The 21,601-nt window shown below is 65.2% G+C and carries 15 protein-coding genes; 6 read left to right on the top strand and 9 right to left on the bottom strand.

Annotated features, from left to right (window positions below):
- Nucleotides 1-11 precede the first annotated feature (11 nt).
- Nucleotides 12-893, top strand: a complete 882-nt coding sequence (locus FB461_RS07485) for a bifunctional methylenetetrahydrofolate dehydrogenase/methenyltetrahydrofolate cyclohydrolase (RefSeq protein WP_142120357.1) — start codon at nucleotides 12-14, stop codon at nucleotides 891-893.
- 229 nt (nucleotides 894-1,122) lie between these two features.
- Here FB461_RS07485 and FB461_RS11990 read toward each other — a convergent pair whose 3' ends face one another.
- Nucleotides 1,123-3,552: a glycosyl hydrolase family 18 protein gene (locus FB461_RS11990; protein ID WP_170222648.1), complete on the bottom strand. Its 2,430-nt coding sequence runs from the start codon at nucleotides 3,550-3,552 to the stop codon at nucleotides 1,123-1,125.
- 127 nt (nucleotides 3,553-3,679) lie between these two features.
- Here FB461_RS11990 and FB461_RS07460 point away from each other — a divergent pair, with 127 nt between their 5' ends.
- Nucleotides 3,680-4,522 carry an exodeoxyribonuclease III gene (locus FB461_RS07460; protein WP_246046070.1) on the top strand — a complete coding sequence of 281 codons (843 nt, stop codon included), beginning with the start codon at nucleotides 3,680-3,682 and terminating at the stop codon, nucleotides 4,520-4,522.
- Nucleotides 4,523-4,657: 135 nt separating this feature from the next.
- On the opposite strand, the gene FB461_RS07455 is transcribed toward FB461_RS07460, so the two are convergent.
- The 3 genes from FB461_RS07455 to FB461_RS07445 all read right to left on the bottom strand — a co-directional run bounded on the left by FB461_RS07455 (nucleotide 4,658) and on the right by FB461_RS07445 (nucleotide 7,788).
- Nucleotides 4,658-5,812: an Mrp/NBP35 family ATP-binding protein gene (locus FB461_RS07455; RefSeq protein ID WP_142120355.1), complete on the bottom strand. Its 1,155-nt coding sequence runs from the start codon at nucleotides 5,810-5,812 to the stop codon at nucleotides 4,658-4,660.
- A gap of 323 nt (nucleotides 5,813-6,135) precedes the next feature.
- Entirely contained in the window at nucleotides 6,136-6,498 is a 363-nt protein-coding gene (locus FB461_RS07450) for a hypothetical protein (RefSeq protein ID WP_142120353.1), read from the bottom strand.
- 54 nt (nucleotides 6,499-6,552) lie between these two features.
- Nucleotides 6,553-7,788, bottom strand: a complete 1,236-nt coding sequence (locus FB461_RS07445) for a S1 family peptidase (RefSeq protein WP_142120350.1) — start codon at nucleotides 7,786-7,788, stop codon at nucleotides 6,553-6,555.
- Nucleotides 7,789-7,982: 194 nt separating this feature from the next.
- Here FB461_RS07445 and FB461_RS07440 point away from each other — a divergent pair, with 194 nt between their 5' ends.
- On the top strand, nucleotides 7,983-9,077 hold the full coding sequence (locus FB461_RS07440; protein ID WP_142120348.1) for an integrase catalytic domain-containing protein: 1,095 nt from the start codon (nucleotides 7,983-7,985) through the stop codon (nucleotides 9,075-9,077).
- Nucleotides 9,078-9,368: 291 nt separating this feature from the next.
- Here FB461_RS07440 and FB461_RS07435 read toward each other — a convergent pair whose 3' ends face one another.
- Both FB461_RS07435 and FB461_RS07430 read right to left on the bottom strand, forming a co-directional pair.
- Nucleotides 9,369-9,902 carry a DUF1003 domain-containing protein gene (locus FB461_RS07435; RefSeq protein WP_142120346.1) on the bottom strand — a complete coding sequence of 178 codons (534 nt, stop codon included), beginning with the start codon at nucleotides 9,900-9,902 and terminating at the stop codon, nucleotides 9,369-9,371.
- Entirely contained in the window at nucleotides 9,895-11,187 is a 1,293-nt protein-coding gene (locus tag FB461_RS07430; RefSeq protein ID WP_246046069.1) for a magnesium transporter MgtE N-terminal domain-containing protein, read from the bottom strand. Before FB461_RS07430 ends, FB461_RS07435 begins: the two co-directional genes overlap by 8 nt.
- A gap of 103 nt (nucleotides 11,188-11,290) precedes the next feature.
- On the opposite strand from FB461_RS07430, the gene FB461_RS07425 reads away from it, so the two are divergent.
- Nucleotides 11,291-12,022, top strand: coding sequence for a YflT domain-containing protein (locus FB461_RS07425; RefSeq protein ID WP_142120344.1), 732 nt, complete (start codon nucleotides 11,291-11,293; stop codon nucleotides 12,020-12,022).
- 13 nt (nucleotides 12,023-12,035) lie between these two features.
- Here FB461_RS07425 and FB461_RS07420 read toward each other — a convergent pair whose 3' ends face one another.
- Nucleotides 12,036-13,574 carry an aminopeptidase P family protein gene (locus FB461_RS07420; RefSeq protein ID WP_142120342.1) on the bottom strand — a complete coding sequence of 513 codons (1,539 nt, stop codon included), beginning with the start codon at nucleotides 13,572-13,574 and terminating at the stop codon, nucleotides 12,036-12,038.
- Between the two features lie 62 nt (nucleotides 13,575-13,636).
- Here FB461_RS07420 and FB461_RS07415 point away from each other — a divergent pair, with 62 nt between their 5' ends.
- Together FB461_RS07415 and FB461_RS07410 are read left to right on the top strand one after the other, a co-directional pair.
- A complete protein-coding gene (locus tag FB461_RS07415) occupies nucleotides 13,637-14,488 on the top strand; it encodes a PHP domain-containing protein (RefSeq protein WP_142120340.1) in 852 nt (283 codons plus the stop codon).
- Nucleotides 14,489-14,689: 201 nt separating this feature from the next.
- Nucleotides 14,690-19,177, top strand: coding sequence for a glycoside hydrolase domain-containing protein (locus tag FB461_RS07410; RefSeq protein WP_170222647.1), 4,488 nt, complete (start codon nucleotides 14,690-14,692; stop codon nucleotides 19,175-19,177).
- Nucleotides 19,178-19,345: 168 nt separating this feature from the next.
- On the opposite strand, the gene FB461_RS07405 is transcribed toward FB461_RS07410, so the two are convergent.
- A complete protein-coding gene (locus FB461_RS07405) occupies nucleotides 19,346-20,905 on the bottom strand; it encodes a DEAD/DEAH box helicase (protein WP_246046068.1) in 1,560 nt (519 codons plus the stop codon).
- Nucleotides 20,906-21,320: 415 nt separating this feature from the next.
- Nucleotides 21,321-21,545, bottom strand: a complete 225-nt coding sequence (locus tag FB461_RS07400) for a DUF3107 domain-containing protein (RefSeq protein WP_142120334.1) — start codon at nucleotides 21,543-21,545, stop codon at nucleotides 21,321-21,323.
- Nucleotides 21,546-21,601 lie beyond the last annotated feature (56 nt).

Here is a 21,601-nt window from a genome sequence, read left to right as displayed (position 1 = left end):
GAGGGGGACCGATGTCCGCACAGATTCTGGACGGCAAGGCGACCGCGACGGCGATCAAGGCCGAGCTCGCGCAGCGCGTCAGCGGCCTCAAGGCGCGGGGCATCACCCCTGGCCTTGGCACGCTGCTGGTCGGCGAGGACCCGGGTAGCCAGTGGTACGTCGCGGGCAAGCACCGCGACTGCGCAGAGATCGGCATCGAGTCGATTCGCGAGGATCTGCCCGCGAGTGCCACGCAGGAGGAGATTGAGGCCGCCGTTGCGCGCCTCAACGACGATCCCAGTTGCACGGGTTACATCGTTCAGCTGCCCCTGCCCAAGGGGATCGACACCAACCGGGTGCTCGAACTGATCGATCCGGCCAAGGACGCCGACGGGCTGCACCCGACGAACCTGGGGCGGCTCGTACTGCGGGCGTCGGGCGAGATCGAGTCGTCGCTGCCGTGCACTCCGGCTGGGATCGTCGAACTCGTGGAGCGTCACGGCATCTCCTGGGCGGGTAAGCACGTCGTGGTGATGGGCCGCGGCGTGACGGTGGGGCGTTCGATCGGCTTGCTGCTGACCCGCAAGGAGATCAACGCGACGGTCACGCTCACGCACACAGGCACCACCGATCTGCCGGCTCTCCTGCGCGAGGCGGATGTCATCGTCGCCGCGGCGGGTGTCCCCGGCATCGTCAAGGCGGCCGACGTCAAGCCCGGCGCCGTTGTCCTGGACGTGGGCGTGAGCCGCGTGGAGGATCCGGAAACCGGCAAGGCCAAGGTGGTGGGCGACGTCGAGCCCGCTGCCGCGCAGATCGCTGGCTGGCTTTCGCCGAACCCGGGCGGCGTCGGCCCTATGACGCGGGCGATGCTGCTGGTCAATGTCGTGGAGGCTGCCGAGCGTTTCGGTGCGTAGGTCGCCCTCCCCGGCGGGTTTCGCGGACGATTTCTCCGCAACTCTCGGAGAACTGTCGTAGTTGGCTTAGCGTCGCATCGTCAGCGGCGATCGCCGTCGCTTGCTGCGGTCCAAGAAGCGGCAAGCGCACGAAAAGTCCGCGAACGATTCCGCGAGCCTAACGTTACGGGGGCCGGTGGTGCGAATGCGCACCACCGGCCCCCGCTCGCTTATGCCCCGGGAGGTACCGCTATCGGACCCGGACCTTACCCTTCACCTTGGCGGCCACGTTCTTGTTGCCGCTCAGTTTGAAGGTGACCTTCCCGGGCCTGGCCTTGGTCGCGATCCGGATGGTGGCGATCCACTTCCCGCCGCGCTTGCGGACCTTCGCCGACCCGACCTTGGCCTTGCCCGAATAGGCCCGCAGTTTGCCTTTGAGGTTGACCCCCTTGGTCGACCGCAGGCGAACCGAGAGTCGCTTCCCGGCCGAGACTGCATTCCCCTTGTGGGGAACCGTGACCGTTGCCTTGGCCGTAGCCTTCTTGACCCGCACAATGACCGTGCGGGAGAACTGTGCGTCACCCGTTGGGGCGACGGCGATGCGCACCGGGGTGGGTCCTGCCGCGAGCAGTTTGGGAAGCTTCAGACTCGCGCGACCCGAGTGAAGATTCAGCGACGTGGTGGTACTGCCGAAAGTGAACTTCACGGTCCCGGCGCCGGGTTTGCCGTCCTTGAGGAGGCGCACGCTGACGTTGCCTGCGCGCCCATGGGTCGTTTGTAGTCCGCTCACCGTGACCTGGTAGTCATCGACTTTCCAGGTGACGCTCGGAGATTTCTGCCCATTGCCGCCGTCAGTGCTATCGCCGCCGGTTGCGCCGTTGTCGTCTCCGCCGCCACCGCCGGTGTTGCCGCCGCCGGTGTTGCCGCCGCCGGTGTTGCCGCCGCCGGTGTTGCCGCCGCCGGTGTTGCCGCCGCCGGTGTTGCCGCCGCCGGTGTTGCCGCCGCCGGTGTTGCCGCCGCCGGTGTTGCCGCCGCCGCCTGTGTCACTGCCACCAGTGATTGGCCCGGCGGGAAGCGTTGCGAGTTTGACGTCGAGGGCATTGGGTAGGACATTCGTCGAATCTCCATCCAACTCCCAGAACATTCCGCCACCCAAGTTGTTATCGGCGATGTACTGGGCCTTTTGCTGAATCGTCTGAACGTTGTCATACGACCACCACTCACCCGTTGCGGCGTCAAAGCGCCAAGCGGCGCCAATCGATGCGTCGTAAAAGCCTTGGCCGACGTCCTTGATGACGTCGTAATCGTTGACGCCGGCCTCGTACTCGCCAGGAGCCGCGCTCAGGGCGCCCGCCTGCCATGCGTTCGATGATGTCGCGCCTTTCCAGCCGCGAGCGTACTGGGCCAGCCCTACGCCAAGTTGTGCGGGGTTGACGCCGTTGTTCGTGTACGTCTTGATCGCGGTGTCAATGCTGTAGCGTTCGCCAGCCGGCCGGTTGTCCGCGGGGTCGTCAAACAGATTGCTCTGGTGGCCCGTCTTCGATAGATCCCAAGCGCCCCAGAAGTCATATCCCTGGACGTTGCCGTAGTCGAGATAGTTGTAGATTTCGGGATCGTTCCAGCCGCCGACGGTAATTGTCGAAGGGGCGGCGGGGAGGAACGCGGACAGGAGATAGTGTTTGCCGCCGTTCGCTGTTCCCTTGGCATCGAGTTGCCGACGGAATTCCTTGAGGAACGCCTTAAAGTTCGCTTTGTCGTTGGCCATGTCGATGACGTTTCCGGTATTGCCAGGCGCGGCCGGCCATTCCCAGTCGATGTCAAAGCCATCGATTATGCCTGCACCCCAGCCAGCCTTACCGCTGATATCGCCGTCAATAAACTGCGAGATGCACGACGAAACCAGCTTTTCGCGGTTTGCCGCCGTGGATACGGCGGTCGAAAAGTACTTCGACAATGTCCAACCGCCCAGTGACAGCACAACACGCAGGTGCGGATGTGATGCCTTCAGCTTCTTCAGTTGACCAAAGTTGCCGGCAATGTCGTCGGTTTCCCAAGAATCGGCTACGCCGTCGACCGATTCCGCGGCGGTGAAGTGCTTCTCGAAGTCCGCGTACGTGTCGACCGACTTGCAGGTTGCGTCCTGCGTTACGTCGATGAACGCGTAGTTGAGGTGAGTGAGGTCGTTGACCGACCCGTTCGCGACCATGTCGTTGAGCATGAAGTCACGTCCGTAGATTCCCCATTGCGCGAAGTACCCCACGCGACGGTACCCATTGATGGCCGAATCGGCTGAACCTCCGCCGGTACCGGGGCCAGTCGTCCCGCCACCGTCTCCGGGGCCAGTCGTCCCGCCACCGTCGCCGGGGCCGGTTGTGCCGCCACCGTCGCACGAACCCTGATCTGCCCACGGGTCCCCATTTCCGGGGACGTCCGTCGGCTCGGCCCACCATTTGGCGTTCCAGTTGTGTCCGTTGTGAGTAACCGTGGATCCGCCTGTGTAGCTCTTGGCGGTCCAGGCCTCAGCCGCGCATGCGGCCGAGGTCGAGTAGTCGCTGGATGCGGGCGCGGCGACCGTCATGGCTGCGCCGGTGAGCCCCAATGCGGCAACCGCGAAGAACGCGGCTGCCGTCCTGACAACGTTGCCAGCGTTCCGGCGACGCACTTGTACTGAAGCGTTCATTGATGAGTCTTTCGAGCAGGCGCGCCGGATCTACTCTGATCGTGTGCGCGAAGGTGCTAGGGACATGTGAATGTTCACACGAAAAACTAATGTCTGCCACTTGAACGTGTGACTCCAACTCTCGTGCATGCAAAGTTTGATCGCAACAGCAAATGCGGCAAAGATGGACGGCGTGCTCACCATCGCCACAGTCAACCTGAACGGTATCCGTGCCGCAGCCAAGCGCGGCCTGAATCGTTGGATAGATGCCCGACGCCCGGACGTGCTGCTGCTACAGGAGGTGAGGGCTCCGGAAGAACTCGTCCTGGAGCACCTTCCCGGACTGGAGATCGTCCAGCAAGCCTGCCGCGTCAAAGGGCGGGCGGGAGTGGCCATCGCCACTGCGCTGCCTATCAACGAGGCGCGAGTCGGCCTGGGGCTGGAACTTGAGCCTGACGTCGACACCGGCCGGTGGGTCGAGGCGGACATCACCACCGCAGACGGCAATGAACTCACGGTCATCTCCACCTATATCCACTCCGGGACGGCAGGAACCCCGAAGATGGATATGAAGTATTCGCACCTTGAGCGCGTCACGGAACGGCTGCGCGAACTCGCGGCCTCGGGCAGGCATGTCGTCGTCGCCGGGGACATCAACATCGCGCATCAAAACGTCGACATCAAGAACTGGCGCGGCAACCTGAAGGCGGCTGGCTTCCTGCCCGAGGAGCGTGCCTACCTGGACATATGGTTCGATGAGATCGGCTTCGTAGACCTGGGTCGTCGTCTCGGAGGTCCCGGCCCCGGTCCATACACCTGGTGGTCCTGGCGCGGACAGGCCTTCGACAACGATGCCGGCTGGCGCATTGACTATCAGTTGGCGACGCCCGGACTCGCTGAACTCGCGAGCAATGCGGTCGTCGACCGGGCGGCCACCTACGACACGCGCTTCTCGGATCACGCGCCGCTGCTCGTCGACTACGACCTGTAAGGGCGCGTTCGCGAGACTCCGCGGGTGGACGACCGCCCGTTCGCTCGACGGTTAGTGCGCTTCTCGGAAGCGACACAGCGGTAATTTACCGGCGCGCTCTAACCGCGTGATCGCGGGGCGCGACGGACAAGTCAGCTAGGCGCGCACCGGGGCGATGCCGAGCGACATCCCTGAGAGACCGCGCGGCCGCTTCACGAGTTGAGCGGCGATCGACGTGATCGCGGTCGCCGCAGGCGAATCGGGGTGGGAGATCACGACGGGCCGGCCTTCGTCCGAGCCCTCCCGCAAAGCCACGTCCAGTGGGATCCGGCCCAGGAGGGGCACCTCGGTTTCCAGAGTCTCGCGCAGTTTCTTGGCGACGAGTTCTCCGCCGCCCGCCCCGAACAGCTCTATACGCTGACCGTCGGGACCGTCCAGCCACGACATGTTCTCGATCACGCCCGCCACGCGCTGGGACGTCTGCGTCGCGAGCGCGCCCGCCCGGACGGCCACGTCTGCGGCGGCTGGCTGGGGCGTGGTCACGATGACGAGTTCCGAGTTCGGCAGCAACTGCGCCACCGAGATCGCCATGTCCCCCGTCCCGGGCGGCAGATCGAGGAGCAAGACGTCGAGATCCCCCCAGAACACATCCGCCAGGAACTGCTCCAGCGTCCGATGCAGCATCGGCCCGCGCCACACGACTGCGCGGCCCCCCGGGGTGAACATCCCGATGGACACGACCTTGATGCCGTCCACCATCGGCGGCAGCAGCATCTCCTCGACGCGCGTGGGCTGCCCCTCGACGCCGAGCATACGAGGAATCGAGAAGCCGTGGATATCCGCGTCGATGACCCCGACGCGAAGGCCCGAGCTCGCCATGGACGCGGCCAGGTTGGCCGTCAGGCTCGACTTGCCCACCCCGCCCTTTCCCGACGCTATGGCGAGCACGCGCGTGAGGTTGCCCGGCGCGTTGAAAGCGATCACCGGCGATCCGTCGCCGCCGCGAAGAGTCGCCTTGAGTTGCGCCCGCTGCGCCGCATTCATCACCGAGAACTCGACCGCGACGCTAGCCACTGCGGGCACGGCGAGGACGGCCTCGCGTACGGATTTGGACAACTCGGTGCGTAACGGGCAGGCAGCGGTCGTCAGGTTCACCCCGACTGTGACGGTGGCGCCAGCGTCGGAGGCCTCGTCCTTGATTTCCACCCGCTGGACCATGCCCAACTCGGTGATGGGCCGCCCGAGTTCGGGGTCATTCACGCCGCCGAGGGCGTTGCGAATGGAAGCCTCGTCGGGGCCGACAACTGTCATGGGTCCAGTCTAGTCGCCGGTCGTACCAGAGGATTCTTGACCTGGTTGACGAACCGGGACTTACCCCACTCGGTCGGATACACCCACCCCTTCAACACACCAAAACTCTACGAACTCATCCCCTAGTCGCTGGGGGAACCCGCCCTGGACGCTGATGGTCAGGCCCGTGAGAATGCGTAGGTCGCGGAGTACGATCCTGTACCCGCCCAACCGGTTCCGCCGGACGGACATCACCCAGGTGGCGATCACTCCGCCACGGGCACTACCAGCACGGACGAAATATCGAGGCTAGGTCGTCTTATGTAAACGACGGCAACAATGCCCTACGGCCCAGCCAGCCACTTCCCTGAGTTTGAAGAACAACCCGCATCGTCGAAGTCAATGTTCAGATCACCCCCACTAAACACGACGTCACCTGTGGCGTAGACCTTACCGAAAACCGCGATTGATTCGGCTTTCACCTCTGCCGTAGGAGGGAGCACGAGAAGGTAGTTGTCCCCTTGTGCGGTCTCAACTCGGGGACAATAGGCATCACCGCTCTTTTCGATGCTCAGGTTTCCCTCCAACAGCGCCGCTGGATAGGCCTCAAGTGATGAGATTGTGTGCGGAAAGTTCGCACCGCTGTTTGCTGGTCCCGATTCCTTTGCACAGCCGACTGGCAAGATTAGTATAGAGACCATTGCCATCGTAGCGATTGATAATTGCCTGGTTTTCACGTCATTCGCCTGCTCTCATATGTCTTAAGATGAAGTAGTCAGTACAGCGTAACCAGAGGGTATATAGGTCACCGACTGGAAAATCAGATCTCCCTTTGAAGCGCCAACGGGAATGACTGCTCCACTGGTGAAACCGTAGGCGGTCGATTGAAGGAATACTGGCCCTCCGCTATCCCCGCCCGAGGTTTGCGCTTTAGAACGAATAAATGTGGCATTTCCATTAGCAACATAGCCAGGATTGACCTCCTTGCTCGTAACCTCTCCGCAAGCAGTTGCGATTGTTCTGCCAGCTTTGCAAACAATCGATCCGATTACCGTAGCGTTACGAGTCTTTATGCCGGTGATGCTTTGGGACAACCAAGTTCCAGCAGAGTTCTTATAGCGAAGTCCTGTCCCGACCGTGTTGTTACCATCAATAGTGAGAATCCGCATATCTCTCGAGCCTGAGTAGAATGATTGTTTCAGCGTCGTGCTTATTGCATTTGGCGCTGTTATGTTCTGCGTGCCTGTGCAGTGGCCTGCTGTTGTGAGGAACCGATTTCCTGATGTGTTCACGAGCGGGAGGCCGATAGTGCATTTAGCCGTGTGATTCCCACCTCTTCCTGCAGCGGCTGGCTGCGCGAGTGCTTCCACGACTTGAACTTCTACCAGGCTACGAGGTTCATCACTGTGTGAGACAATTCGAGTCTTTTCAGCCTCCCGCGTCAGAGACTCGATCGTTTTTCTCCCGTCAATGTCGTCTTGCGCAACTTCCGCGAGGATCTTGCCGGATTTCATGTCGCCGGAAAGGTCGGCAATCACGTTTGCCGCTTCGAGTTCTTCGCTCAGTGAAGCCAATACCTTCGCTCTTTCATACATGCTTGATGCCGACTCGTGCACTTCCACCTGATAGGGCTGTTTGTCAGCAAGTAGGGCCTTAACGAGTTCCTGTCCCTCTTTCTCGTTCAACTTCGCATAAACTGAAACGATGGAGGTGTTAAGGTTAATCGACACACCCGATAGCACCTTTGGGAAATCTTCACTCAATTTCATTTCTAGACTTGCAGCGTAGTCACTCATTTCCTGGCTTTTGCGTATCTGCGAGGGAGTAACGTCGAAGTATTCTGCATAAATGTCAGCGGAATCGAGTTCACCTACGCGTGTCAACGCTCGCTGTGGAACTTCTTCATCTGCAATTGCCGCAGTGCTTGCAAAAGCAAGGCTTAGCATCAATGAGCATGCGATAGAGCGTTGGATCGCAATAATACGTGATGAGGCCATTGCGTGTCTCCGTAGTTTCGAGTTTACGTTTCACGATGTCATGGACTTGACATCTTTGTCTCGTCGTTGCTGATTATGGCACCGACCCCAGGCCGGGTCAAGTCGTCGACTTGACTCATCTAAAACCTCCGCTTGGGTGAGGTCTGCCTCAGATCGTGTTCTCCGCCTGGGCACGATCTGGTGTGGAGTTGACGATGAGCCAGCGCAAGGCTGTGACGAAGAAGAAGGCCCTGGCGTACCGGGGTGCGGATCGGGCGGGTAAGTCCCGGATCCTGGACGAGTTGGTGGAGTTGAATGGCTGGCATCGTGACTACGCACGGGTGGCGTTGTGGGACGCGTTGACGATCCGTCCGGTCCGTCCCCGCAACTCCATGCCGCGGACCTACGGCGATGATCTGTTGCCGGGGTTGATCCGCTGCTGGGTGCTGTTGCGCGCCCCGGCCGGGAAGATCCTGGCGCCGTTCATGCCAGTGCTGGTGCCGCTGCTGCGGGCCGAGGGCGCGATCGATCTGACCGATGACCAAGCCGCGTTGCTGGCCGGGATCTCCGCGGCCACGATCGACCGGATGCTCGCCGGTGAACGCCGCCGGATGACGCTGCGGGGCCGGTCGCACACGAATCCGGGATCACTGTTGAAGCATCAGATCCCGATCCGTACCTTCGCTGACTGGGACGAGGCTACCCCCGGGTTCGTGGAGATCGATCTGGTCGCCCACGACGGTGGTGTCGCCGCTGGGGAGTACCGCTACACCCTGACGATGACCGATATCGCGACCGGGTGGACCGTGAACCGGTCGGTATCGAACAAGGCCCGCCGGTGGGTGATCGAGGCCATCGATCACGCCGCTGGGATGTTCCCGTTCCCGATCCGCGGGATCGACTCCGACAACGGTTCGGAGTTCATCAACCACCACCTGCTGGCCTACTGCGAACAGCACCAGATCGCGTTCACCCGCGGCCGGGCCGGGAGGAAGAACGACGGCTGCTACGTCGAGCAGAAGAACTGGGCCCGCGTCAAGGAGTTGGTCGGCTACTACCGCTACGACACCCCAGGCGAACTCGAGTTGCTGAACCGGATCTGGGACCTCGATGACGCGTTCGCGAACTATTTCCTGCCGTCGTTGAAGCTCAAGAACAAGCACCGTGACGGCGCGAAAGTGATCAAGACCTACCACCAGGCCGCGACCCCGCACCAACGCGCCCTGGCCCACCCCGCGACCCGGAAACGGCCCGTGATCACCATGAACGCCCGCTCCAAGAAGCTCCGCCTCGGCGCCCTGCAACGCTAGATCCTCGACCTCACAAGCCAGCTCGAAACCCTCGCCCAAGCCAAGGGCCGCAGCCACCACGACAACACCGTCTAGCGGAGGAAACAACTGAGGCAACGACACCAGCCATCCGAAGATCCTCGCATGAGGCAACGACTACCCCATCCGGAGGTATCGACATGAGGCATCACGGTCGTCGTGGGAGTAACGCAGAGTCGGTTGAAGGCTTCCCGTGGGGTGAGATATCCGAGTGTGGGGCGTGGCCGGTCGCTTATCTCCACTAAGGTCGGCAGCGGCGTCGTAACCGCGGGACTAGTCGCTGCGACTCGCCTGCTCGGCGGCCTCGGCCACTCTTGCCTCGGCGCGTTCGTCCGCGTCCGCCTGGATCTCCTCAAGCAGATTGCGCAACTCGGACCGGACGAAGTCGCGCGTGGCCACCTCGCCGAGTGCGATGCGCAGCGCGGCGACCTCGCGCGCGAGGAACTCCGTGTCGGCCAGGTTCCGTTCCGCCCGCTGCCGGTCCTGCTCGGCAGACACGCGATCACGGTCGGTCTGGCGGTTCTGCGCCAGCAGGATGAGGGGAGCGGAGTAGGACGCCTGCAGAGAGAGCATCAGTGTCAGCGCCGTGAAGCCGTTCGCCGCCTTGTCGAAGCGCAGATCCGGCGGTCCGAACGAGTTCCACGCCAGCCACGCGAGGCAGAAGATCGTCATGTAGACCAGGAACCGGGGGGTTCCCATGAACCGGGCGATCGATTCCGAGACCTTGCCGAAGCCGTCCTCGGTCACGGTGACCCGCGGCAGTAGCGAGCGACGGGTGGTGCGGGGGAGATCAAGGCGGTCAGCCACGGGTCACCTCGCTTTCAGTGTCGGCGGTGTCGGATGCGTCATCGGCACCGCGCCAGTCTTCGGGCAGCATGTGGTCGAGCACGTCATCGATCGAGACGGCACCCAGCAGGTGCCGCTCGGTATCGACCACGGGGATGGCGAGCAGGTTGTAGGTCGCGAGGATCCGGGCGATCTCGCTCAGCGAGGCGTGCGGGCCGACCGGCTCGATATCGGTGTCTATGATGCCGCCCACCGAGCCGTGCGGCGGCTCGCGCAGCATGCGCTGGAAGTGCACGACGCCGATGAACCGGCCTGTCGGCGTCTCGACCGGCGGGCGCACCACGAAGATCATCGAAGCCAGCGCCGGTGGCAGATCGGCGCGGCGGATGCGCGCCAGGCCGGTGGCGATCGATGTCTCCGGAGTGACGATGACCGGTTCGGTGGTCATGAGGCCGCCGGCGGTCTTCTCGTCATAGCTCAGCAGTCGGCGGACATCCTCTGCCTCTTCCGGCTCCATGAGTTCGAGCAGCTCGGCGACCCGCGCCTCGGGCAGTTCGTGGAGCAGGTCCGCGGCGTCGTCGGGCTGCATGGCCTCCAGCACGTCGGCAGCGCGGTCCGAGTCGAGTCGGGACAGGATGCCGACCTGGTCGTCCTCGGGCAGTTCCTCAAGGACATCGGCCAGGCGTTCGTCATCGAGGGCATTGGCGACCTCGAGGCGGCGGGTGTCGTCGAGGTCATGCATCACGTCGGCTAGGTCGGCGGGCTTGAGTTCCTCATATGACGCCAGCAGCGTCTTGGCGCTCTGCTCGGCGCCGCTTCGACTCAGCGAGCGGGCCTCGTTCACGTCGCCCACCCAGGTCTCGCCGCGCCGCCGGAGGCCGAGCGCGCCGGGGGGCGCGTCCTGGCGGCGGAAGGAGATCTTGGTGATCTCCCAGTCGCGGTTGCGCGTCTGCTCCAGCCCGATGTCCTCGATGATCGCCTTGCCCGAACCGTCGCGGAGATCGACCACGCGGTCCAGCAGCTCCCCGACGACCAGTGTCTCCATGGGGCGCTGTTCGAAGCGGCGCATGTTGAGCAGTCCGGTGCTGATCACCTGGCCGGGCGCGATGGAGGTGACGCGGGTGAGCGGCAGGAAGACGCGTTTTCGGCCCGGGACCTCGACGACCAGTCCCACTGCCCGCGGCGCGCCGTGCGCGCGGAGCATGACGACGACGTCCCGCACCCGCCCCACTTGGTCTCCGAGAGGATCGAACACCTTTGTGCCGGCGAGGCGGGCTACGAATACACGTCCAGTAGCGCCACTCACGGGTCAAGACTACCGGCCACAGCGGTCGGAAGTGCGCGATTTTGGGTCGCAGTGGGACGCGACGGGGGCGGCATTCTCAGGGCGATTGGGAGACAATGTACCTATGTCTTTCAACTCGAGTCGAACCCCGCAAGTGCCCATGGCCCCGCAGGGGGAAGAAATCGCGTCGTTCCGGTCCTATCTGGACGCGCAGAAGGCCGTCGATTACCTCTCCGACAAGGCGTTTCCGGTGCAGAATGTGACCATCGTCGGGTCGGACCTGATGATGGTTGAGCGCGTCACCGGGAGACTCACGTATTCGAAGGTCGCGGTCGCAGGCCTGGCATCGGGCGCGTGGCTCGGGTTGTTCATCGGTCTGCTGTTCCTGCTGTTCATCGAGGACGGCGGTCCGGCGATGATCTCCGCCATTGCGGTCGGTGCCGGATTCGGACTGCTGTTCTCCGTCATCAGTTACGCGATGACGCGCGGCAAGCGCGATTTCACCTCCGCCACGCAGATCGTGGCGTCGCGCTATGCGGTGCTCTCACTATCCGAAACCGCGGGGCAGGCCGCGCAGTTGTTGCGTGAGGGCGGATTCCTGCGCAATGAGGTTCCGCTGCGGCGTTCCGCGGACGAGGCCTCCGCCGTTCCCGGCGCGGCGTCGTACCCGGCGGCACCCGCTCAGCCGCTTCCGGCAACCCATGCACCGGCCCAGCAGCCACCCGCTCAGCAGGCGCCCTCGCGCCCGCACCCCAACTTCGTCGATGAGCACGGCCGTCCGCGATATGGCGTCCGCACAGAGGACCTGCAACAGGCTTCAGACCCGGACGCCCAGAGCATGCCGCCGACCGAATAGCTGGCGGCCGGGCCTATTCGTCGGCAGCTCGGCGCCTAAGCCGGGCCTGCACCCACGCCTCGACATCGTCGGGCCGGCGCGGCAGGGCGGCGGATAGGTTCTCGTTGCCATCCTCGGTGATCAGCACGTCATCCTCGATGCGGACGCCGATGCCGCGATACTCCTGCGGCACCAGCAGGTCGTCAGCCTTGAAGTACAGGCCCGGTTCGATCGTGAAGACCATCCCCGGCTCCAGCACGGCATCCAGGTAGAGCGACTGACGCGCCTGCGCGCAGTCGTGGACGTCGAGCCCCAGGTGATGGCTCGTCCCGTGCACCATCCACCTGCGGTGCTGCCCGCCTGACTCGCTCAGTGCCACCTCGGGCGGGACCGGGAGCAGCCCCCACTCGTGCAGTCGCTCAGCAATGACGGCCATCGCGGCCGCGTGGACGTCGCGGAACCGGTTTCCGGGCTTGGCCGCGGCGAAGGCCGCATCCGCCGCATCGAGCACCGCCTCGTAAACGCGACGCTGGACCTCGGAGTAGGCGCCTGACACGGGAATGGTGCGGGTGATGTCCGCGGTGTAAAGCGAATCGACTTCGACCCCTGCGTCCAGGAGGAGCAGATCCCCGGGGGAGACCACGCCGTCGTTGCGAATCCAGTGCAGGATCGTCGCATGCTCGCCCGCGGCCGCGATGGTCTCGTAGCCAACGGCGTTGCCGGTGACGCGGGCGAGCGAATCGAAGGCGCTTTCGACGACCCGTTCTCCGCGCGCGTGATCGAGCGCTCCCGGCAGCGCGGCGAGCACGTTCTCGAAGCCCTCAGCCGTGGCCGCGATGGCCAACCGCAACTGCTCCACTTCGTACTCGTCCTTGACGAGCCGCAACTCGGAGACGGCCTCGGTGAGCTTGGCGTCGCGGGAGGCATCGTCCTCCGCCAGGCCTGCGGCCAGCCGGATCGCCTCGCACGCCGCTTCGAGTTCGGCGTCCGCCGACTGGACGATCGCGAGGGCCACGCCCTGCGCGCCCACGTCCTTGGCGAGCGCGTCGGCGAGGCCGGCGATGTCGCGGGCCTCGATTCCGGTGATCGCCCCAAGTTCGTCGAGGCCAGGTCGCGGCCCGACCCAGAACTCGCCGTAGCGGGCGGACGCGAAGAACTCGTCCGAATCACGCCCGCTCGGCGGGCGCAGGAACAACACCGCGCGGTGCCCGCCGCCCGGCTCAGGATCGAGGACGAGCACCGCGTCCGGCTCCTGATCCGTGCCGAGTCCGGTGAGGTGCGCGAAGGCCGAATGAGGGCGGAAGCGGTAGTCGGTGTCGTTCGAGCGCCGGACCAGGCCACCCGCCGGGATGACGAGTCGAACACCGGGGAAGTGTGAAGAAAGCCGTTCCCGGCGCGCGGCAGCGAACGACGCGGCGCGTCCCACGTGCGGCAATTGCGAAGCGCGCTCGGCCCAGCCAGTGCGCATCAGGGCGAGGAAGTCCTTCGAGTGGGGACGGCGGCTGCGCTGCTCACCGCGATCTGCCAGCGAGGTGCCGGCATCTTCCTGAGATTTCTGCTCGTCAGCGGTCATTTCTCCATTCTCGCACCGAAGGTGCGATGAAAGATGGGCGATGCGTGGGTTACGGTTCCGGTATGACCAACCCGCCGCGCATCGATCTGCACGCGCACACGAGTGCCTCAGACGGCACCGAAACCCCCACGCAGCTGATCCTCGCCGCCGTGGGCGCGGGCCTGGACGTCGTGGCCATCACGGATCACGACACCACCAGTGGCTGGGATGAGGCCGCCGCCTCGGCTGGGAATGCTGGCATAGGTCTCGTGCGCGGAGTGGAGGCATCGACCGTGTACGACGGGATCAAGGTGCACCTGCTCGGGTATCTGTTCGACCCCGCCAATCCGGAACTGGTTGCCGAGTTCGAGCGGGTGCGCGAGTCACGATTGGCGCGCGGCGAGGCCATGACGGCAAAACTGGGCCGCGACTTCCCGATCACCTGGGCCGACGTCCAGGGCCAGGCACCAGCGGGGGCGACCGCGGGGCGTCCCCACATCGCCGATGCCCTCGTCGCCGCCGGCGTGGTTCGCAGCAGGGACGAGGCCTTCGCTGGCATCCTGTCGCAGCACGGCCCCTACTACGTGCACCACCATTCCATCGACACGGTGCACGCCATCCGACTGCTGCTCGCCGCTGGCGGCGTGCCCGTCATCGCGCACCCGGGTGCGGCCAAGCGCGGACCGACGCTGGCGCCCCGGCACCTGGCCGAACTGGCCGATGCGGGTTTGCGGGGCCTGGAGGTCGATCACCGCGATCACACCGACGAGATGCGCTCTCGGTTGCGTGCGATAGCTGCCGAATTGGGTCTGATCGCCACGGGGTCGTCGGACTATCACGGGACGGGCAAGCGTAATCGCCTTGGCGAGAATCTGACGGATCCCGCAGCGCTGGCGCGAATCGTGGACGAGGCCTCCGGCGTGCCGCTGATCTGAGGCACGCCCGCCCGCTACCGGGGCGCGTTCCGTCCCCGCGCTTCCCGCGTGAGCCGGGGAGTGTGCACGCGTTGGGCCGATAGACAAGGTGCGAGCCCGCTTGCTAGCCTGAAGCAGCGTGTGACAACGATGTCATTCTCGCCTGGGTATGCGGCGCCCCCGGCTGCTCGACAGGCGATGACGCCAACAGAGGGACTCTTGATGAAACGTCGAACGCTGACAGCGGCCCTGATGGCCAGCGTGCTCACCCTGACGAGCGGGGCCGCGGTGCCACAGGCTGCAGTAGCGGCGGACACTCCCGACGCTGTGGTCGTCACGACGGATCCAACCACCTTCGTCGATCCCTTCATGGGAACGCAGCATGACTTCGGCCAGATGATTCCCGGCGCCTTCGCGCCCTCGGGCATCGTCAAGTCCACCCCCGTGACCTACCCGAAGCGCGCGCACGGCGGCTACGACTACGCGCAGTCGCAGATCAGCGGCTTCGTTCACACCAACACCGACGGCGCGGGTGGCAACGGAGCGGGCGGCGACTTCCTCGTCGTCCCCACCGCAGTCACCTACACGCAACGCCCCTCCGTCGCGTCCTATGTGAAGTCGTTCAGTCACGCCAACGAATCGGCGTCGCCCGGCTACTACCAGGTCGGTCTTGCCTCGACGCAGGGGACGGACTCACAGGTCCTGGCGGGTACCGGGATCATCAACGCGGAACTGGCCGCGCTCCAGCGAACCGGCGTCGACAGGTACACCTTTCCGCAAGCAGGTCGAGCCTCGCTCGTGCTCGACCTGAACAACAACTTCGACCGCCGCGTCCTCTCGAGACTCGACATCGCCACCCTGGCGGACGGCCGCGCCGAACTAACCGGGGAACTCGTCGGCGTGCACGGCGGCACCTACCGGCTGTACTTCTATGCCCAGACCAGCCGGCCGGTCGCCCGGGTGCAGACGTGGGGCGACACCGGAGCGCTCACCGAATCCCGAAGCCAACAGGGGTGGGACAACGGGGCCGTCCTCGGTTTCGACCTGCCGAGCGCCAATTCGTCGGTATCGCTGGCCGTGACCTTCTCGGGAATCTCCATCGAGCAGGCCCAACGCGACCAGCGGTCCGAACTCGGCGCGATCGGCGCCGCAGGTGCGAGTGCAGCGAACCCGCTCAACGGCACCGCGCTGGACACTGTCCGTCAGGCGACCCATGACACCTGGGCGGCGCTACTGGGGCGTGTGCGGGTCACCGCGAGTGACACGAGCGATCCCACGGGCGAACTGCGCGGAATCTTCTACACCAGCCTCTATCGGATGCATGGCGCCCCCGTCGATGTGACGAGTACGGACGGCACCTACCTCGGCGGCGACGGCGTCGTCTACCCGGACGATGGCCGCGCGCACTACGACTCGTGGAGCACCTGGGACGACTTCCGCAAATACGCGGTCTTCTCGCTGCTGTATCCAGAGCTATACGCGGACATGGTGCGGTCTATGGTCGACATGTTCGCCCAGGCGAACTACGCCGGGGTAGCCAGCCCGCGTAGCCTGATCCATTCGGTGCCGGGAGTCCGGTGGGAGCGCACGGCTGTCGTGGTGGCCGATGCGCTCGCGAAGGGATTCCCGCTGGAACGGCTTGACGAGGCCTATCCGAGCCTCGCCGCGTTCTCTTCGGCCTACCCGAGTATCGATTCTTCCGCGCAATACCTCGCCGATCGTGCGGGCGTGACCGTGGAGGCCGCATACGATGACTGGGCGATGTCCAGTATCGCGGAGGAGATCGGCAAGACCGACGATGCGGTCAGATACCGCCAGCGGGCACTGAACTACCAGAACCTCATCAAACCCAGCGCCTGGACATCCGCGACCGGCACCCAGGTCGGCGTTCTCACACCCCGCAATGGCGCTGGTGCCTGGGCCAGCCCCGATCTGGAGAAATTCGAGGGTGACAACCCCTACCAGGGATCGCTGTGGCAATACCACTGGTATCCGACCCACGACCTGCAGGGACTGTTCACCTCGATGGGCGGAACAACCGCCGCACGTTCCGCGCTCTCGCACTTCTTCGGGGAGGAGGCGCCCGCGAACTGCGCTCGGATGCTCCACTCCAACGCCAACGAGGTCGACCTCCACACGCCCTATCTCTTCAACTACCTGGGCGAACCGAGCAAGACGCAGAAGTGGGTTCGCGAGATCTACACGGCCGAGACCTGCAACCGCTATGTCGCCACGACGGAGAACATCGCCGGCAGCCATAACAAGGGTGAGTTCCTGACCCCTCGCAAGATGCGGGTATATAAGCTGAGCCCCGATGGCTTGCTGCCGACCATGGACGATGACCACGGAACCATGTCCGCCATGTTCGTAGCCGCAGCGGTGGGACTGTTCCCCGTGACGCAGGGGAGCGATCAGTTCCAGATCGGCACCCCATTCTTTGAGAAAGTCAGCATTGCCCACGCGGATGGCACCGAGTTCAGTGTCAACGCCGACGGCGTCTCGCCCACGAGTTACTACGTGCAATCGGCCCGCTTGAACGGTGCCGCGCTCGCCAACACCTGGGTCACCTATGGCGCGATCGCCGGGCAGGGCTCGCTGGCCTTCACCATGGGAGCGACGGCCACCCCGTGGGGTGCCGGCAGCGCCCCCGCGTATTCCATGTCCGATCCCTCGACATCCATCTCCACCACTTCCCGACAGCCCGCCGCAGCCACCGGATCCGATACAACGGCTCAGGTGAGGTCCAGGCTGACTCGTCGGTTGACCGAATCGCAGCCTGCGGTGCGAGGGTCGTACACCGTCGCGTCCTTCTCACTGTTCGACAGGGCGCGCGACGCGGCCGCGGCAGGCCTCGCCGCGTCGGCCACGTCTCGTGCGCGCCTGCTGCAACTCGACGCGCGGCTCGCTAGCGCGGCCGCGGGGCTCGTCCCCGACTCCGGAATCCTGCGTCGACTCGAAGCCGAGGCCAGCAGCGCATGGTCCGGCGGTAGCCTCGCCAGGGAGACCAACGCGTCCAGCGGAAATCTGGGCGGCGTGGCCCCCGGTGCCTGGATCACCTATCCGATCACCGGCACCGACGTCACTCCCGCGGGGATTCAGGTGCGCTATGCCAATCCGTCGGGTTCGGGATTCCACGATGCCTCAGTCGAGATCCGGGCCGGAACCCAAGACGGATCACTGGTGGGCACGGTGGCGCTTCCACCGACGGGCGTGGCGTGGAGCGATTACCGCGTGGCGAGCGCGCAGTTGACGAACCCGGCCGCGCTCGCAGGCGCTGCGAGCGTCACGTTCGTGTTCCGCGGCGCCACTCCCGCGGGTAGATCCTGGGTGTCGAACGTCGACTGGTTGCAGTTCACGAGTTCGCTAGTCGTGGCACGCACGCCCCTGACCGCTGGCAATACCAGTTCTGCGGGCGTGGCGAGCGACGGCGCAGCGCTAAATCTGACGTCAGACCCGTACAAGATTCAGAACATCAAGGACGGCTCCTGGATCCGGTACGGGGCCTCCTCGGCAGCGGGCCGCAGCGCCATCGGTGCCGACCGGCTCCTGGTGCAGTTCGAGAAGCCCACGGGCCGGGCGCCGGAGAATTCCTGGATCGAAGTGCATAGAGGCGCGAGGGATTCGGTCGACTACGACAGGGTGCAACTCCCGTTCACGGCTTCGGGCTGGGGCACGATGGGAACCGTGCAGATCGACCTAGACCCGGCGCGCTACTCGGACGCACAGGACATCTACGTGGTGTTCCGCAGCACGGGCCACAACTCTGATCGGCCGTACGTCGGGAACGTCGTGTCGCTGCGATTCGACGCCGCACCGTCGTCCGTGAACCTCGCGACCGCCTACCAGCAGGCCGTCGCGACCATCGCGTCGGCAACTCCGCGGCTGCCCGCCTATCTGTCCGTCCTGCAACGCGAAATGGCAGCGGCGAACCACCTCATCGCTGTCACTGAAATGACTGGTGAGACGTTAGGACAAGGTGAAGTCGATGAGGCGGCGCTGCGGCTGCGGCGCGCGATCGAGCAGGTAGTGTCGATGGAATGGGTCGATCCGGGTCCCGGGCCTGGCGAGAACCCACCCGGCGGTAACCCGGGCGGCGGGTCGCCGGTTCCCTCGCCGGGTGCGGCTCCAGGGGCTGTGACGACCCTTGCCGCGATCGCCGGGACGAGCCGATACGGCGAGGCTCATCGAGTGACGGTCTCGGTGAGCGCCCGGACGAAGCCCGCCGGTGTGGTGACGGTAAGCGAGGGAGCCAGGAAACTCGGAACGGCGAGAGTCGCGAACGGCAGTGCAGTCGTCCCGCTACCCAAGAACCTGACGGTCGGAACGCACGCCTTGACCGTTGCCTTCGCCCCGCAGGCGACCGCCTGGTCCGCGTCGTCGACCCGAACGACCCTCCGCGTGACCAAGGCGCGGCCACGCGTCGTCAGCGTGAGGGCGAAGCGGCTGCGCGTCGGGCAGCGGGCCGAGGTTGTCGTTCACGTTCGGGGCGTGGCACCGTACACCCCGAAGGGGACCAGGGTTCGGCTCGTCGTGGGCGGCCGAACCATCGGCCGTGCCAAGGTGGTCAAGTCGAAGACGACGTGGGTCGCGGTCATCAAGACGAAGAAATTGCGACGGACAGGCAGCGTGACCGTGAGGTTCTACGGCAAGAGTTCGCTGGCGACATCGACGGTCAAGACCTCCTTGCGAGTCGAGCGCGCGGCGCGGTGAGACGCGGCGAGGGCCGGACAGTACAGCTGTCCGGCCCTCGCCGCGAGATCTACAACGCAGCCGTGTCGCTTCACCGCCATCGCCGATTCACGGCACGCGCGGTGGCTCAACGCGCGGCGGAGCGCCCCACGGTATACCGCAATAGGGGCGCAGCGCGTCCGGGATCGGCTACTCCGCCGCGGGCGCCGCGGGCTTTCCGCCACGCGTGCGGCGACGGTTCCTGCTGCGTCGCTTGGCCGGGTCCACGCCGTCCTTGGGTGACGTCTCGCCCGCGTGTTCACGTGCCGCGCGCGGAGCCTGGGCATGGCCGGCTCCGCCCTGGCGGCCACGCTCGCCCGAGCCGCCTCGGCGATCCGAGTTGCGTCGCTCGCCGCCGCGTCCGTTCCGGGCGGGCGCGGTGCGCTTGCCGGTCTCGCCCAGATCCTCGAGTTGCTCGGCGTCCAGGCCCGCGCGGGTGCGCTGGGTGCGCGGGAGACGCCCCTTGGTGCCCTCGGGGATATCGAGGTCGCTGTAGAAACTCGGCGAGGTGGAGTACGTTTCGGCGGGGTCGGGGTGCCCGAGCCCGATGGCCTTGTCGATGAGCGACCAGCGGGGGACATCGTCCCAGTCGACGAAGGTGACTGCGGTTCCCCGCTGACCCGCGCGGCCGGTGCGACCAGTGCGGTGGAGGTAGATCTTCTCGTCCTCGGGGCACTGGTAGTTGACGACGTGCGTGACGTCCTCGACATCGATGCCGCGGGCCGCCACGTCCGTCGCGACCAGGACGTCGATCTTGCCGTTGCGGAACGCACGCAACGCCTGCTCGCGCGCGCCCTGACCCAGATCCCCGTGGATGGATCCCGCGGCGAAGCCGCGCTCGGTCAGTTCGTCCGACACCTTGGCGGCGGTGCGCTTTGTGCGCGTGAAGACGATGGTGAGGCCGCGGCCGCGGGCCTGCAGGAGCCGCGAGAGCATCTCGATCTTGTCGAGCGCGTGCGTGCGGTAGACGAACTGGGTGATGTTCTTGACGGTCACCGAGTCATCGTGGGGGTCGGACGCGCGGATGTGTGTCGGCTGCTTCATGTAGCGGCGCGCGAGCGCGACCACTGGGCCGGGCATCGTGGCGGAGAAGAGCATGGTCTGCCGTACGGCGGGGGTCTGGCTGAGGAGTTTTTCGACGTCCGGCAGGAAGCCGAGGTCAAGCATCTCGTCGGCCTCATCGAGCACGACGATTCCCGCCCGCAACAGCGTCAGGTGGCCCTGATTCATCAGGTCGATCATGCGACCGGGGGTGCCGACCACCACGTCGACGCCCTTGTTCAGCATGGCGATCTGCGGTTCGTAGGCGCGGCCCCCGTAGAGCTGGATCACGCGCACGGAGCGACGGGAGGAGGCGGCCTCCAGATCGTTGGCCACCTGGACCGCCAGTTCGCGGGTGGGCACGATGACGAGGGCCTGCGGCTTGCCAGGAGCCGGCAGATCGTCGTATCCAGCCTCGCCGGGTGCGACGACGCGGTTCAGTAGCGGAACGCCGAAGCCGAGCGTCTTGCCGGTGCCCGTCTTTGCCTGACCGATGATGTCGTGTCCGCCCAGGGCGACCGGCAGGGTCATCTCCTGGATCGCGAAGGGATGGATGATGCCGACATCCGCCAGCGACTGGACCGTCGCGGGCAGGACGCCGAAGTCGGCGAATGTGGGCTGGGGAGCTTGTACCTCGGGCGCGATGGTGTCAGCGATGGGTTCGTTCACGTAAGGAAATCCTGTCGAATTCGGCGGGCGCACGTCGCGGGGCCCACTTGGCTGGGCAGGGCGAAGTCGCCAACAAATGTCGGGGAAGCCGATCGCGGAATTCCGTGCGTGCCAGCCCAGCAGAGCACTGTTTGCTCTTGGCTGGTGTTCCCAGGTCGCAACGACGACCGGGGCACGCGGGTTAGAAGAAATGCTGCCAGGTACGATCGGGCAACCAAACTACGAACGCCATTTTACCGGTTATGACGGCGATAAGCGACTATTTGCCGCGAACCGGCATCCTGCACCCCATCTCCCCAACCCAGGGAAGCTCGCCGATACCCCCGGAACGGCCACCCGCGCTCCCGGCAGAAGCGCTCCGTCAGCGACGCGAGGTCGGCTGACTTAAAGGACGATCGATCCGATGCTCAGCGGCTCACAGAGCGCCGAAGCCTACGGGGCGCTGCTCTTCGCTGCCTAGCTCGACGAACGCGAGGGCGGCAGCCGGGACGATGACGGTGCGACCCTTGACGTCGGTAAGCGTCAGCGACCGGCCGGATTCGATTGCCGCGCTGACGGCCTTCGAGACCTCCGCTGCCGACTCGGCGACTTCGAGTGCGAGTTCGCGAGCAGTGTTCTGAATACCGACGGTGATCTCCATGGGAACTCCTTCAAGAAATGCGCTGCGCCGTGACCGGTTGTCCTGCTCCGGCGGCG

The organism is Rarobacter faecitabidus, assembly GCF_006716265.1.
In the GTDB taxonomy this organism is placed as follows: Bacteria; Actinomycetota; Actinomycetes; order Actinomycetales; family Cellulomonadaceae; genus Rarobacter; species Rarobacter faecitabidus.
The sequence above is the reverse complement of the archived record's forward strand: the minus strand, read 5'-3'. Positions and strand labels throughout refer to the sequence as shown.